This window comes from Thermoflexus hugenholtzii JAD2 (assembly GCF_900187885.1).
Classification (GTDB): Bacteria; Chloroflexota; Anaerolineae; order Thermoflexales; family Thermoflexaceae; genus Thermoflexus; species Thermoflexus hugenholtzii.
Genome location: NZ_FYEK01000003.1, coordinates 94,314 through 107,912, shown reverse-complemented (window position 1 = coordinate 107,912; position 13,599 = coordinate 94,314). Strand labels below are relative to the sequence as shown.

Here is a 13,599-nt window from a genome sequence, read left to right as displayed (position 1 = left end):
CGATTTCGGCAACTCTCCTTATCCGATTTTCGCTGGTCTCGGGTAGTGAAATTAATCACAAATTTGGGCGCCGCCTCTTCTACAGGAAGCCTCGGACAGGGCCCGGTTCCATCGGGATGCCCTGGAGCGTTGTGAGCTCACCCATTGGGATCTGTGTGGCGAAGGCCGGAAAGAAGGGGCGTTCCTTGGGCGCTGAAACGGAGAGCCGGTGGAGGACGGATGGACGCGGTAAGCGCGCCGCGTCTGCGACAGGCTGCCGAACGCGAGTTCGCCGGGAATCCCCCCGGATGATGGAAAGCCGGTTGCAGGCCCCATCGGTCTGGATCATGATGGGGAAGGGTTCCGATCCGTCCTCCACAACGGGGGAGATGGCATCCGATGATGAAGACCTTGGAGGCCTTCAGCCGGATCTCGGTGCTTTGCGTCTACCTCCTCGCCGCAGCCGCGGTGATCCTTCTCCGCACGCCCATCGATTATCCGGTCTACGCGATGGCCGCGTATGGGTTCTCCCGGGGCGAAGATGTCTATTCCTGGGCGGAAGGGGAATACGCCCGGGCGGCGGAAGCGCTGGGCTTTTCCCGCTACGCACCTCCTTATCGTTACCCACCCCTCGCAGCGCTCCTGGTCCTCCCCGGGCTGTCACTCCCGGACCGGGGGATGGGGATCTGGGTCGCGGCCCAGGCCCTCAGCGCCTTGCTGACGGCGGAGGTCCTCGCCCGGATGGCCCGGGATCCGGCCCGGCGGATCCTGATCCGGCTGGGGGTGGGCCTTCTTCCCCCCTTTTTCGTGAGCCTTTACGCCGGACAGATCAACCCCCTGGTCACCCTGGGGATGATCCTGGCGGTCCGGTGGATCGGCCGGGGCCGGGAAGGGTGGGGCGGGCTTCTGTTGGGGCTCAGCCTCATGCTTAAGCCCCTGGCCCTCGGGCCGGCAGCCCTCTGCCTCTACGAGGGGCGGCGGAGGGCGCTGGCCGGGATGGCCCTGGGGGTGGCGCTCTCCCTGGCGGCGGGCCTTCTGGCGTTCGGCCCACCCGCCATGGGATTTCTCCGCCTCCATCTACCCACATCCGGCGGCGTCTACCCCCCGGCGCAGAACCTGCCCGGGCTGGCCGCCCGCTGGCTCATCCGTCATCCCTACGGATTCTCCCTGGCCGACGATGCCGGGATCGCGCGAGGGGTTGGATGGGGGCTGGCCGGGATGCTGTTGCTGCTCACCGGGATCGCCCTGGGTCGGCCCGGGAAGGCTCATCCCGACTTTGTGCGTCGGGCTGGCCTGGTGGCCATCGCCTTCCTCCTGGCGAACCCGGGGACGTGGTATCATCACGGCACGATCCTGAGCCTGCCCCTCGCGGCGTGGCTCACGCAACCCGGGCACTCCCGGATCGGATGGGGGGTGCTTGGGGCGAGCGTCGGGGCGATCGCCATCTGGGGGGTGGCCTGGCACGCCTTCGTCGGCTGGACGCCGCTGCTGGATCTGGCGACGCTGGGGAGCCTGGGGCTGTGGGCCTTGCTCGCCCGGGAGATCCGACAGGAGAGCCCTCGATGAGGGGAAACCGCCATCCCGGGATCCTCCTCGGGGTCTGGGTTGCGGTGTTGCTTCTTCTTTTCCGCCCGCAGCTGCACGGGATGGACACCGTGGCCTATTACGCCTGGCTGCGGGCGACAGTCATCCGGGGCAGCCTGGACGTGAGCGAGGAGTTCATCCGCTTCGGGTATGGCGGGGAGCGAGGGCTGTCGCCCACCGGATATCGGATCAACGAATGGTCCGTGGGACCCGCGTTGTTGTGGTCCCCCTTCTTCCTGATAGCCCACGGCCTTGTCCATCTGGGGAACGCCCTGGGGATCCCCTGGGAGGCCGACGGATACAGCGCGCCCTATCGGATCCTGACGGCTTTGGGGTCTGCCCTCTACGCCCTCATCGGCCTGGAGCTGCTCCGGCGTCTGGCTCTCCGGATCGCTTCCCCGGCCGCCGCCCTGTGGGGAGTGCTCACCGCATGGCTGGCCTCGCCGCTGGTGTTCTATATGTCTGCCCATCCCTTCATGTCCCACGCGGTGGATTTCTTCATCAACGCCGGGTTCCTCTGGGTATGGACCCGCTGGGAGAAGCCCACGCCCCTGACCCGGCTGGCGCTGGGATGGATCGGCGGGCTGGCGGCTGTGGTGCGCTATCCGAACGCCACCCTGCTGCTGTGGCCGGCCCTAGAGGATCTCCGTTGGGCCCTGCGGGCGCCCCGCGAAGGGGGATCCTCCGCTTGCTCTCCCTGGGGGTTGGGGCCTGGGTCGGGTTCCTCCCCCAGATGATCGGCTGGCGCGTGGTCTTCGGCGCGTGGCTCGTCGGGAATCCCTATGGGATCGCTGGGGCGGGGACGTTCGATCTCCGCGCGCCCCATTGGCTCGAGGTGCTCTTCTCCACCAACCGCGGGCTGTTTCCCTGGACGCCGATCGCCGCGTTCGCCCTCGCCGGCCTGGCCGGGCCACTGCGGCGCGCCCGCCCGGCGTGGGCCCGTCTGCTGCTGGCGCAGACCAGCGCCCAACTTTATATTGTAGGCTCGTGGAGCGTCTGGTCCGGGGCGGCGGCCTTCGGGCCTCGCCTGCTCACCGGTCTGTTCGCCGGGTTCGCCCTTGGGCTGGCGGCCCTCTACGAGGCCGGGTGGAGGCGATGGGGGATGCGGCCGGTCCTCACCCTCAGCCTGGGCGCCATCGCCTGGAACCTGATCCTGCTGGCCCGTTACGGCCTGGAGGATGTGCCGCGCATGGGCCCGGTTCCCCTCTCGACGCTCTGGCTCGGCCAGCTGACGTTCATCGGGCGGGCGCTGGGAGAGCTGGACCGCATCAGGCAGGCGCTCCTCCGCCAGTTTCCTTAAAGAATGCACGTGAAGCCTTTGGGATCATGTAGCAAGGGGAGGCGCTTCATGCGGACGCCGGAATGGGTGAAACAGATTCGTTCGGAGTTCCCGGCCCTGGGGCAGGTCATCGAAGGCCGGATCCCGGTCTTCCTGGACGGCCCAGGGGGCTCTCAGGTCCCGCGCCGGGTGATCGAGGCGATGGCCCGGGCCATGGTGGAAGCGAACGCCAACACCCACGGCGCCTTTCCCACCAGCCGGCGGGTGGATGCGGGGATTATGGAGGCCCGTCGGGCTGCGGCCGACCTGATCGGCGCCTCGCCGGAGGAGATCGTCTTCGGGCCGAACATGACTACCTTGACCTTCCAGATCAGCCGGGCCATCGGCCGCCGGCTCCGGCCGGGGGATGAGATCGTGGTCACCCGCCTGGACCACGACGCCAATGTGGCGCCGTGGCTGGCCCTGGCGGAGCAGGGGGCGGTCATCCGCTGGGTCGACTTCCATGTGGAAGATGGCACCCTGGATCTGGAGGGGCTGGCCCGCGTCCTCTCGGAGCGGACCCGGGTGGTGGCCGTGGGCTATGCCTCCAACGCCCTGGGCACGGTGAACCCCGTGCGCCGGATCGTCGAGATGGCCCATGCGGTCGGCGCCTGGGTCTACGTGGACGCGGTGCACGCCGCCCCGCATCTCTTCATCGATGTGCGGGAGCTGGGATGCGACTTCCTGGTCTGCTCCGCGTATAAATTCTTCGGCCCCCACGTGGGCTTCCTTTACGGGCGCATGGAGCGGCTGCGGGCCCTCCAGCCCTATAAGGTGCGCCCGGCGCCGGATCATCCCCCGGAGGCCTTCGAGACCGGGACGCAAAACCACGAGGGGTTGGCCGGGCTGACCGCGGCGGTGGAGTATTTGGCGGACATCGGGCGGCGCTTCGGAACCCCAACCGATCCCTCCCGGCGCGCGGCGATCCGCGCCGCCATGGAGAAGATCCGGGAGCACGAGCGGGATCTGTGCGCGCGGCTGCTGGAGGGGCTGGAGGAGCTTCCCGGGGTCATGGTTTACGGCATCCGGAGCATGGCGCGCTGGGCGGAGCGGGTGCCCACGGTCTCGTTCCGGATCTCCGGACGCCATCCCCGGGAGGCCGCGGAGGCCCTGGGGCGGGAAGGCATCTATGTCTGGGACGGCAACTTCTACGCGCAAGGGGTCACGGAGCGGCTGGGCCTGGAAGGGCAGGGCGGTCTGGTCCGGGTGGGCGCGCTCCACTACAACACCCTGGAGGAGATCGATCGGCTGCTGGAAGCCTTAAGGCGTCTGGTTCGGGAAAGGATATAGGCCCATCCCAGGATCTCATCCACAGAGAGGATGCCCGTTTCAGCCAGCCGATGGTATTCGTCCACTGTGAACTTGCGAAGAGCGACCTGCACGGTCATCCCGGCCCCCTCTTCTCGTTGCTCTCCTCCCATCTAAATCCGAACTAAATCCGAAACGCCGGGTCCGCCCGGGATCTCACCAGACCCGGCAGATCAGGCCTTTGAGGTATTCGGACTCGGGGAACGAGAGGCGGATGGGATGATCGGGTCCCTGGGAGAGCTTCTCGAGGATCTGGACCTCGCGCCCGGCGTCTTCCGCGGCGGCGAAGACGATCTTCTGGAAGAGCTCCGGGGAGACCAGGCCGGAGCATGAGAAGGTGATCAGGAGCCCACCCGGGCGGATCAGGCGTAAGGCCTGCAGGTTGATGTCTTTATAGCCGCGGGCCGCGCGGTTCAGGTGCGCCTGGGAGTAGGCGAACTTAGGGGGATCGAGGATGACGGCGTCGAACCGCCGGCCGTCAGCGACGAAGCGCCGCAGCACCTGAAAGGCGTCCCCTTCCACGTTCTCGAAGCGGTCCTCCCGGAAGCCGTTGAGGCGCAGGTTCTCCGCTGCCAGGCGCAGGGCCTCCGCTGATGTATCCACGTTCACCACGCGGCGGGCCCCGGCGGCCAGGGCGTAAACGGCGAAGGCCCCGGTGTACGAGAAGGCGTTGAGGGCCTCCTCCGCGCCGCTTAGGTAAGCGGCCGCCCGCCGGCGGTTCTCCCGCTGATCCAGGTAGAAGCCAGTCTTGTGCCCCCGCGCCAGGTCCACGTAGAAGCGATGCCCATGCTCGGTGATGATCAGTCGCTCGGGCGGGGCTTCGCCGGCCAGTAGCCCGCAACGCGGCGGCAGCCCCTCTTTCTCCCGCACGTCCACATCGCTGCGTTCGTAGATTCCCCGCGGTCGGAACATCTCCTGAAGCAGCTCGACAAGGAGGGGCTTCCAGCGTTCGATGCCCAGAGTAAGGGACTGGAGGACCAGGAACTCGTTGTAGCGGTCCACGATCAGGCCGGGCAGCCCGTCGCTCTCGGCGAAGACCAAGCGATAGGCGGTGGTGTGGGCTTGCAGGCCGAGGGCCTCGCGGGCTTGGGCGGCCCGCACCAGGCGCCGGCGCCAGAAGGCCTCCTCCACCGCCTCCTGGGGGTCCCAGGTGAGCAAGCGGGCCAGGATCTGGGAGCGGCGGTTGAGGTAGCCCCGGGCGAGCCATTCGCCCTCGAAGGCGAAGACCTCCACCAGGCCCCCGTCCTCCACCGGGCCCTCCAGACGCCCCATGGCGCCGGAGAAGATCCAGGGGTGATGGCGGCGGACCGGCCGGTCGTGCCCCGGCTTCAGATACAGGCGCGCGGATCCCCGGGGAAGCGCCATGCTTGGCTCCGGGAGGCAGGGTTCAATCCCCTATATTTTCCATCCCTTCAAGGAGTTGTGGCACAAGCAGGCCTGCAGTCCCGCTTCTACAATGGGATGGAAGGCGCGCTACGAGCGATTCGTGGGGCGCCTCGTTCAGGGAGGTTCGGGATGGTCTACGCGCGGTTCTTCCGGGTGTTGGGGTTCGCGCTCCGGCTGCTGGCGCATGGGGTGTGGTGGGAGTTTCTTCTGCGGCGGTTGCGCCCGGCCTGGGTCCGGGAGACGGCGCCGGCGCGCTACCGGCGCTGGGCGGCGGCGTTCGGAGACCTGGCGGTGCAGCTGGGCGGTGCGCTGATCAAGCTGGGTCAGTTCCTGAGCGCCCGGGTGGATCTCCTGCCGGACTTCGTGACCGAGGAGCTGGCCCGGCTCCAGGATGAGGTGCCGGCCGAGCCCTTCGAGCGGATCCGTCCGTTGTTGGAGGCCGAGCTGGGGAAGCCGCCGGAAGCGGCCTTCCGGGCCTTCGAGGCCGTCGCCATCGCGGGGGCCTCCCTGGGTCAGGTCCATCGGGCGTGGCTCCCGGATGGGACGCCGGTGATGGTGAAGGTGCAGCGGCCGGGCATCGAGCGGCTGCTGGCGGCGGACCTCGCCGCGTTGCAGGTGGTGATCCGCGTCCTTTCCCTTTACCCCCCGTTGCGCCGGCGGGTGGATCTGGATCGTCTGCTTGGGGAGTTCAGCCGCACGCTGTGGATGGAGCTGGATTACCTGGCGGAGGCGCGGAACGCGGAGCAGTTCGCCCGCAACTTCGCCGGGGATCCGGGGGTCCGGATCCCACGGCCTTTCTGGTCCCACACCCGTCGGCGCGTCCTGGTGCTGGAGGATGTGACGGCCATCAAGATCACGGATCTGGAGGCCATCGAGGCGGCCGGCATCTCCCGCTCGGAGGTGGCGCGGCGGCTTTATCAGGTCTATTTGAAGCAGGTCTTCGAGGACGGCTTCTTCCACGCCGATCCGCATCCGGGCAATCTCTTCGTGGCGCCGCTGGAGGGGGAGGGATCGGAGGGGAGCGGACGCCCGTTCCGTCTGCACTTTGTGGACTTCGGCATGGTGGGGTGGATCTCCCCGGAGGCTCGCCGGTGGCTGCGGGAGGCGGCCATCGGCCTGGGGACCCGAGATGCGGGGCGGATCGTGCGGGCGATGGACGCGCTGGGGTTTCTGCTGCCGGAGGCGGATCGAACGCTCCTCCTCCGGGCGGTGGAGCGGCTGCTGGATCGGATCTGGGGTCTTTCGATGAGAGCGCTGCGGGAATGGTCGCTTATGGAGGTGGAGACGCTCTTTCTGGAGTTCCGCGAGCTGCTCCTGCGCTTCCCCTTTCAGATCCCCCAGGATTTTCTGTTGCTCGGGCGCACCCTGGGGCTGCTGGCGGGGCTGGTCACCCGGCTGGATCCGGAGTTCAACGTCTTTGAAGAGGCGGAGCCCTTCGCGCGGCGCCTGCTGGAAGAGGAGCCGTGGAGGTGGGTGGAGCAGATCCTTGAGGCGGCGTGGGGGATCCTGCGGACCCCCTGGATCTCCAGCGGTTCCTGGAGCGCTCGCTGCGCGGGGAGCTGCAGTGGCGGGTGACGTTCCCCGAAGCCCGGGAGACCCTGTCTCTGATCGCGGAGGGGTTCCAGCGGCTGATCTGGCAGCTCACCGGGTTCGTCTGGGTGATGCTGGGGTTGTTCGCCGGGTTGAACCATCAACCCGCCCTGGCCGGGGCGCTGTTCGGGATCGGCGGGTTATGGTTGTTGTGGGGGCTGCGCCCATTACGCTGGCGTCGCGGAGGGGGAGGGTAGGGGAAGCTCCTCCCCTCCGGATCCGAGGAAGCGCTTCGGGCGTGCCCCTGGGTTCAGGAGGGGTGGGGGCCTGTCTGGGGTTTCTCCCCCTCTTCCAGCCATGCGTCGATGGCGGTGCGCAGGGCCAGCAGGGTCTCCCGGCGGGCCGCCCGGAGGTGCTGCCAGAACCCCTCCGGGAGCATCGCCTTCATCGCCTCCCGGAGCTCCCGGGAGGCTGCCCGCAGGTGGGTCCGGGCCTCTTCCGACCATCGGGATCGGGTCTCTGCCATAGAGATCCCTCCTTCGCAGTGAGGACTGTGCGCGGGTGCGTTCACTTTCATGATATCACGAATGACGTCCAGCAAGGGCACGGTTCGGATCAGTCTTCGGAAGGCTCGGTGCCCTTGAAGGCCTGGCGGTGGACGGCGCGCAGGCGTCGGGGGGAGACCCGGGCGTAGCGGCGGGTGGTGGTGGGGGAGGCGTGGCCCAGGAGGTCCTGCACCGCGGCCAGATCCCCGGTGGCCTCCAGGACGCGCGTGGCGAAGTAGTGGCGGAACTGATGGGGCGTGAGGGGTTCCTCCAGCCCGGCCTCCCGGGCCAGGGCGGCCAGGGCGCGGCGGACCCCTTCGGGGGTCAGGGGGCGGACGGCGGCGCCGGCCCCTTTGTCATGGCGTGCGAAGAGGGGGAGGTGATCGCGGCCCTTCCCGCGGACTCCCGCGTCGCGGGCCTGCAGGTAGGCCTCGAGGGCGCGGACGGCGGCCTCGTCCAGAAAGGCGAGGCGCTCTTTGCCGCCCTTGCCGTGGCGGATCCAGAGAATGCCCTGGGCGGGGTCGAAATCGCCCCGCCGCAGCGCCACCAGCTCGCCGACCCGGATCCCGCTGCTGCGCAGGACCAGCACCAGGGCCAGGTCCCGGAGGCGGCGGAGCTCGTGGCGGGGGGAGGGGGAGGGGGAGCGAGCGCGGGCGGCCTGGAGCAAGGCCTTCAGGAGCTCCTCGCGGGGCAGGCGGGGCAGGGGAGGGGTGGATCGTCCGCGCTGGGCGTGCAGCTCCCGGATCAGGCGTCGCGCCTCCTCGGCGGGCAGCGTCCACAGTCCCTCATCGAGGAGGAAGTGGACCCAGCTGACCAGTGCGGCCAGGTAAGTCTGGCGGGTGGCTGCCGGCAGCGTTCGGCCTTCCCGGCGGTAGCGGTCTTCCAGGTAGGGGATGAAATCCCGCACGTGGGCGGGGTCCAGCGCCTCGGGCGTCTGGTGTTCAGGATCCAGATCGAGGTCGGCGAGGTATTCCAGGAAGCGCTGGAGGGCGCTTCGGTAAGTCTGGATGGTTCGGGGACGCCGGCCGTAGCGGGCGGCCAGGGCTTCCAGGAAAACCGAAACGGTCCGGCGCAGGCTCGGCCCCTCGGTCATCGGCAGCTCCTTTCTTTCCTTTCGGCTGGCGTTCTCGAAAGAAGCGTCTTCGGATTCATCATTTTACCAGCGAGTGCGACCGAGGGCTGTTCCCTGTCGATCTACTTTCAGGCAGGCGCTTTATGTGGAAGCCGGCGGAGAGGCTTGACGGGAGCTCCCGATTGTGGTATAAGGGCTATAACCCTTGGTCTTAGAGCCTCTATCTCATCCATGGACGTGCGACCTGGTCTGGAGAAGAACCCTGAGCTTCTTCTGAAGCCTCAGGAGGCGGCCCGGCTTTTGGGAGTGACAGAGCGTTGTCTGAGGAGATGGGCTCGGGAGGGTCGGATTCAGGCGGTTCGGACTCCGGGTGGGCATTATCGGTATCCGCTCGATTCGGTGTTGCAAATCATGGGTTCTTCCCCGCAACAGCCTCCTGAGCGCACGGCCGCGCTGTATGCCCGCGCTTCCTGCCACCGCGAGATCGAGCGTCAGCTGGGTGTTTTGCGGAGGGCAGCCGATGCGATGGGTTATGTGGCCCTCTATGAGGACTATGATCTTCGGGGTGGGGATCGGATCGGGGAGGGTTTGCAGCGTTTGATCCTTCTGGGGCGTCGGGGGCTTTTTCGGGCGTTGATGGTGACCTCTTACAGCCGCGTGAGCTGGCTGGGGGTGGTGGATCCTCGCTTCCTTCACCTGGTGTTCATGCTGATGGGCGTGCCGCTTGTGGTGGTGAATCCCACCAGGGAGTTCGGATCCCCGGCGGAGTTGCTGTTGGACTTCATTGAGATCCACGAGCGGATGGCGGAATTTCTTCAGCCGGAAGCTCGGAAGATGAACCGGGAGATCCTCCAGGCGTTGCGGATCCTCCAGCGTCGGTATCGGATCCGGTGGGAGGAGGAGTGAGGGGCCTTGCCGGGCGCCCTCGGGATGATTTGCTTAATGTATCTTAAACCAATCAAAGCCTCGCGGGGGAGCAGGGCGACCCCCGTCGGGCCCTCTCCCCTTCAGGGGTTTGGCCTCCGGCGGGTTTCCGATTGGGTCCGGCTGTTCTGAAGATCGTTCCTCATCTGGATGCGCCGGCCTCTGATCCGTTTCGGTGACCACTTCGGAAGATGCGCGGGGTGCAATGCCCGGAGGCCACCAGCGGGCGATGCGGGCCTTGTGGGGTTCCTCTCCAGCGCCGACGCGGAAGCATCCTGACCGGGTCGATAGGAGGACCAGGCCATCATCTGGGCGGCGCTCCATCCCACAGGCATGGGGAAGGAGCGCTCTTCCCCTCTTCCCTACCCCTCTCCATCTTCTCCGCCGGTCTGCATCCCACGTGGGTTTGCTGTCAGCGTTTCGGCGCCGGAGGCGGCGGGGGGACCTCGACCCGGGCGATGGGATCCGAGAGCGTGATCGGGATAGGGATCAGCAGCCCGCCGACTGGGCGGCTGGCCTCGATCACCAGCCACCGGGGACTCCACTCCGGGCGCACGTGGACGAAACAGCGGCATCGATATCCCTCCCCTACCTCCCCTTTCCTTTCGGGATCGGGGTCCCAGGCCTCCCTTTCCACGAAGGCGTCTGATCCGCGAAAGTGATCGATACCCAGATAGAGCCTGATCCCCAGTGTCGCGGGTCCGCTCCCCGTTAGGAACAGCGGATTGACCGAACCCTCGTCGGCGTGCTTCCTTCGGTATTCCCATTCGAAGGAAAGCCATGGGCATTCGCTGCGGACAGGCTTGCCGGTGTAGGAATCGAAATACTCATAGGTCCATCGGAGATTGCCCACCCGGACGATCCAATCCCCGATCTCCACCGGGGTGTCCGCTGGGATGAATGGGAGCTTCTCCAGGATTTCCGATACCTGGGTCGGCTGAGGTGTTTCGGGGGGAAGGTTTGGGCACGGCTCCATCCAGAAAGCCGGCTCGGGGGTAGGCCGGGCGCAAGCCGCGGCCAGGGCGGCCACCAGAACCAGGCTCATCCAGCAGCTTTTTCCCTTCATTTCATTGAATGCCTCCGGTAGTCATCTTCTTTGGAGTTGATCGTGCTTTATGATGGCGATTTCCGTCCTCTGCGCCTCCTTGACCGCCGACCTCATTCTATCTTTGAGGCTCCCAGATTGCTCCCCTCTGATGGTTTCAATCCCACGCTGGTTCGATTGAGGCCCATGCGGACCTCGAGCATGCCGGTGTTGCTGGTCTCGGTTTCAATCCCACGCTGGTTCGATTGAGGTCGATGGGTTTGTGTGGGGATCGGATTGAACAACATAGTTTCAATCCCACCCTGGTTCGATTGAGGCGTGGCGGAGCGATATGGGGAGGATCACCCATTGACCGTTTCAATCCCACGCTGGTTCGATTGAGGCCATCCGCCTGGCGGTGGACAAGGTCATCTCCTACCTGTTGTTTCAATCCCACGCTGGTTCGATTGAGGCTCGCCTGGGGTCCTGGGGCTATATCGAGATCTACGGTTTCAATCCCACGCTGGTTCGATTGAGGCTGGCCGGATTTCGTTGGCCGGCGAATGGCTCGAACGAGGTTTCAATCCCACGCTGGTTCGATTGAGGCCGATTGGGATCGGGTGCTGGAGGAGGAGGGATTGAATGTTTCAATCCCACGCTGGTTCGATTGAGGCCTGCCTGTGGGCCAACAACATCGATCCCCGCAAGGGTTTCAATCCCACGCTGGTTCGATTGAGGCCACGTTAGCATCCCTCTCGCTGGGGATATCGATATTCGTTTCAATCCCACGCTGGTTCGATTGAGGCAAGCCGCATTTGGGGACTTCCTTATTCCATCGCTGCGAGTTTCAATCCCACGCTGGTTCGATTGAGGCGAATACCGCCTGCGCCTGTCGCGGCTGGCGCAGGCCGGTTTCAATCCCACGCTGGTTCGATTGAGGCCAGACCAGCTCCCGCAGGAGGTCGAGGTCTTCGTCGAAGGCGTTTCAATCCCACGCTGGTTCGATTGAGGCCGAAAATTCCCCATCTCGCCCCATTGGCGAAGACCAGTGTTTCAATCCCACGCTGGTTCGATTGAGGCCTCGACCCGCCCGCTTTTTGCTCAAAGGGCGATTTGGTTTCAATCCCACGCTGGTTCGATTGAGGCAATGAACTCCTCGAAGCCCACAAGGCGTGCGAGGAATGTTTCAATCCCACGCTGGTTCGATTGAGGCCTTTTTATTTGTGAAATCCAGCCTGGGAGGTAAACATGTTTCAATCCCACGCTGGTTCGATTGAGGCCCTGGTGGGGCAGGGCAATGCGCCGCTGGTGGCGCCGGTTTCAATCCCACGCTGGTTCGATTGAGGCCGAACCCAACACAAGCGAGGCAGTCATCGTCGTTTTGGTTTCAATCCCACGCTGGTTCGATTGAGGCGCCCAGCTCGACCAACTGGGACCATTCATACCGCTTCAGTTTCAATCCCACGCTGGTTCGATTGAGGCCCCCTGGCGTGGGCGGCACGGTGACAATTCGATGCGCGTTTCAATCCCACGCTGGTTCGATTGAGGCATTTCGAGGGGGCATAATCCCACGGCAAATCAAAGAAGTTTCAATCCCACGCTGGTTCGATTGAGGCGCGGACAAACGGAGGAGCCATCGCTCAAGGGTCTTCCAGTTTCAATCCCACGCTGGTTCGATTGAGGCGGACGCGGGCCGGAACACACGGTGACGCGAAGTCAGGTTTCAATCCCACGCTGGTTCGATTGAGGCAAGCTCCCGGGCGAAGAAGGCGAGCAGAAGTAATGGAGTTTCAATCCCACGCTGGTTCGATTGAGGCTGCGGGCGACCCGGGCGGTGGAGACCGCCCTGGCCCGTTTCAATCCCACGCTGGTTCGATTGAGGCCGCCGGTATGGAAACAGAAAAGGCCCGCCGAATTTTTGTTTCAATCCCACGCTGGTTCGATTGAGGCCCGCCGACGGCCGCTCCAGCAGCCACCCGGCGAAGGGTTTCAATCCCACGCTGGTTCGATTGAGGCCGCCGCGGGCTGGAGGGCGCGAGCGGCCCAAACGTGTTTCAATCCCACGCTGGTTCGATTGAGGCACCCTGTCTCCTCTGGATCCGAGCCCGGAGGAGGCGTGTTTCAATCCCACGCTGGTTCGATTGAGGCGAGATCCTCGCCCGAGGCCCGCTGGTGTTCGCCTGGGGGTTTCAATCCCACGCTGGTTCGATTGAGGCATCGCCGCCGGCGGCGGCGGTGGCGGCGGCGTGTTCGGTTTCAATCCCACGCTGGTTCGATTGAGGCGAGCCCGGGACGAGCGGCACGCGCGTCTATCTGGGGAGTTTCAATCCCACGCTGGTTCGATTGAGGCTTGGAACAACCCGATCTGGCCGCCCCAAGCTGATCGCGTTTCAATCCCACGCTGGTTCGATTGAGGCCGAGGATGGCGACTCGGGGACTAAAGAGGGCGGCGTGGTTTCAATCCCACGCTGGTTCGATTGAGGCCCGAGAGGACGCGCTTCCGGTGGTCTCCGCGTATCGAGTTTCAATCCCACGCTGGTTCGATTGAGGCTCTCGACCTCCTGCGGGAGCTGGTCCGCAGGCTCTCCCGTTTCAATCCCACGCTGGTTCGATTGAGGCTTGGCTCGGAGATCGGCTCCAGAGCGGCCGGGACGGCGTTTCAATCCCACGCTGGTTCGATTGAGGCTCCCCAGGGCTCCGCTTGTTTCCCCGCCTGGTGGGGCTGTTTCAATCCCACGCTGGTTCGATTGAGGCATTGGTGGTGGCTGGACCAGTCCTCGATCCCCTTTCTGTTTCAATCCCACGCTGGTTCGATTGAGGCCAAGTATATGACTTGCCGACCTCCTTTCCGCTGTTCGAGTTTCAATCCCACGCTGGTTCGATTGAGGCACTGCGACCCGCTCTGGGGAGAGCGGGTCATTCGGGGTGG

The 13,599-nt window shown here is 65.6% G+C and carries 11 protein-coding genes, 1 pseudogene and 1 CRISPR repeat array (1 of these 13 cut by a window edge); of the genes and pseudogenes, 8 read left to right on the top strand and 4 right to left on the bottom strand.

Annotated features, from left to right (window positions below; translation table 11 throughout):
• Positions 1 to 381: 381 nt before the first annotated feature.
• The 4 genes from CFB18_RS01040 to CFB18_RS01025 are packed head-to-tail and all read left to right on the top strand — an operon-like array spanning position 382 to position 4,171.
• Complete coding sequence (locus CFB18_RS01040; protein ID WP_159461506.1) at positions 382 to 1,545, top strand: glycosyltransferase family 87 protein; 1,164 nt, start codon at positions 382 to 384, stop codon at positions 1,543 to 1,545.
• Positions 1,542 to 2,300, top strand: a complete 759-nt coding sequence (locus tag CFB18_RS01035; protein ID WP_088569956.1) for a hypothetical protein — start codon at positions 1,542 to 1,544, stop codon at positions 2,298 to 2,300. The genes CFB18_RS01040 and CFB18_RS01035 overlap by 4 nt, the downstream gene beginning before the upstream one ends.
• The gene (locus CFB18_RS01030) at positions 2,297 to 2,863 is read left to right on the top strand and encodes a hypothetical protein (RefSeq protein WP_143597462.1); all 567 of its coding nucleotides are present in this window, start codon (positions 2,297 to 2,299) and stop codon (positions 2,861 to 2,863) included. The genes CFB18_RS01035 and CFB18_RS01030 overlap by 4 nt, the downstream gene beginning before the upstream one ends.
• Positions 2,864 to 2,911: 48 nt before the next feature.
• Positions 2,912 to 4,171 carry a cysteine desulfurase-like protein gene (locus CFB18_RS01025; protein WP_088569954.1) on the top strand — a complete coding sequence of 420 codons (1,260 nt, stop codon included), beginning with the start codon at positions 2,912 to 2,914 and terminating at the stop codon, positions 4,169 to 4,171.
• A 174-nt stretch (positions 4,172 to 4,345) separates the two neighbouring features.
• Here CFB18_RS01025 and CFB18_RS01020 read toward each other — a convergent pair whose 3' ends face one another.
• The gene (locus CFB18_RS01020; protein WP_088569953.1) at positions 4,346 to 5,554 is read right to left on the bottom strand and encodes a class I SAM-dependent rRNA methyltransferase; all 1,209 of its coding nucleotides are present in this window, start codon (positions 5,552 to 5,554) and stop codon (positions 4,346 to 4,348) included.
• 150 nt (positions 5,555 to 5,704) lie between these two features.
• Between CFB18_RS01020 and CFB18_RS01015 the strand changes: the two genes are divergently transcribed.
• On the top strand, positions 5,705 to 7,150 hold the full coding sequence (locus CFB18_RS01015) for an ABC1 kinase family protein (protein ID WP_143597461.1): 1,446 nt from the start codon (positions 5,705 to 5,707) through the stop codon (positions 7,148 to 7,150).
• On the top strand, positions 7,147 to 7,362 hold the full coding sequence (locus CFB18_RS01010) for a hypothetical protein (RefSeq protein WP_159461505.1): 216 nt from the start codon (positions 7,147 to 7,149) through the stop codon (positions 7,360 to 7,362). Before CFB18_RS01015 ends, CFB18_RS01010 begins: the two co-directional genes overlap by 4 nt.
• Before the next feature lie 53 nt (positions 7,363 to 7,415).
• Here the strand turns inward: CFB18_RS01010 and CFB18_RS01005 are convergent, their stop codons facing one another.
• A complete protein-coding gene (locus tag CFB18_RS01005) occupies positions 7,416 to 7,631 on the bottom strand; it encodes a hypothetical protein (RefSeq protein WP_088569950.1) in 216 nt (71 codons plus the stop codon).
• A gap of 89 nt (positions 7,632 to 7,720) precedes the next feature.
• Entirely contained in the window at positions 7,721 to 8,743 is a 1,023-nt protein-coding gene (locus CFB18_RS01000; RefSeq protein WP_088569949.1) for a tyrosine-type recombinase/integrase, read from the bottom strand.
• A gap of 210 nt (positions 8,744 to 8,953) precedes the next feature.
• Here CFB18_RS01000 and CFB18_RS16425 point away from each other — a divergent pair.
• Together CFB18_RS16425 and CFB18_RS15740 are read left to right on the top strand one after the other, a co-directional pair.
• Positions 8,954 to 9,121 (top strand): annotated as a pseudogene (locus CFB18_RS16425) (helix-turn-helix domain-containing protein); the annotation flags it as partial.
• 126 nt (positions 9,122 to 9,247) lie between these two features.
• A complete protein-coding gene (locus CFB18_RS15740; RefSeq protein ID WP_234976987.1) occupies positions 9,248 to 9,628 on the top strand; it encodes a hypothetical protein in 381 nt (126 codons plus the stop codon).
• Between the two features lie 430 nt (positions 9,629 to 10,058).
• On the opposite strand, the gene CFB18_RS00990 is transcribed toward CFB18_RS15740, so the two are convergent.
• On the bottom strand, positions 10,059 to 10,691 hold the full coding sequence (locus CFB18_RS00990; protein ID WP_143597460.1) for a hypothetical protein: 633 nt from the start codon (positions 10,689 to 10,691) through the stop codon (positions 10,059 to 10,061).
• Between the two features lie 154 nt (positions 10,692 to 10,845).
• Positions 10,846 to 13,599: direct repeats of the CRISPR family, unit length 30 nt; unit sequence GTTTCAATCCCACGCTGGTTCGATTGAGGC; it runs 1,780 nt beyond the window's last position.